General features: G+C 52.2%; 2 protein-coding genes. Both read left to right on the top strand.

Going from position 1 to position 592, the window contains the following annotated elements; translation table 11 throughout:
• Positions 1-19 precede the first annotated feature (19 nt).
• Positions 20-253: a hypothetical protein gene (locus AC1RPH_RS07705; RefSeq protein ID WP_289863264.1), complete on the top strand. Its 234-nt coding sequence runs from the start codon at positions 20-22 to the stop codon at positions 251-253.
• Positions 250-592 (top strand): hypothetical protein (locus AC1RPH_RS07700; RefSeq protein WP_481762010.1); only part of this gene is annotated, 343 nt, incomplete at its 3' end. The genes AC1RPH_RS07705 and AC1RPH_RS07700, both read left to right, overlap by 4 nt.

The following is a 592-nucleotide window of genomic DNA, read 5'->3' as shown; positions in this document are numbered from 1 at the left end:
AGGTAAGGTGGTCTAAATAATGGAAGGATTCTTGGCACTGCTGCATCTGATATTAGCTGGGATTGGCTGGTATTTCTATGCGATCATTGGCATGATCTCGCTTGCTATTGGGGCGCTCGCGGGCGGCTTGTTCGGAGCGCTTGGATCATGTTTCGATGCAAGTCACCGTGAAATGCGCTGGGTCCTGCTCGGCGCGCTCTCCGGACTTGTCGTTACTTTTTATCTGTTCACTAACTACGCACCACACCCATGAGCCTAGACCTGAACAAGTTTTACGAATGGATGCGCCCAGAAATCGAGCCGGGTTTGTGGCAGCACTACAACCTGCATCAGTTTGGAGACAGCACTAACGAGATCACTGGACCCGTCGATTCGTGTGTACTACTACACAAGAAAGGCCGTGATCCAGAATTCATGGTGCTGCGCACAGATACCAAGGCAGTGTCCTACGGCACCTATCTGGTGTCGCTGCTGGGTAAATATTGGGTAGAGAATGCACCGAGCCCGGGTCCGCTGGTCCTAAAAGTACATGGGACCCAAGCACGGCGCGCTGTCCTCAATATGCATACGACGTTTGATGTCCAGTTTCAGG

Source organism: Dellaglioa sp. CoH-57-MRSF-16 (assembly GCF_056782055.1).
The sequence above is the reverse complement of the archived record's forward strand: the minus strand, read 5'-3'. Positions and strand labels throughout refer to the sequence as shown.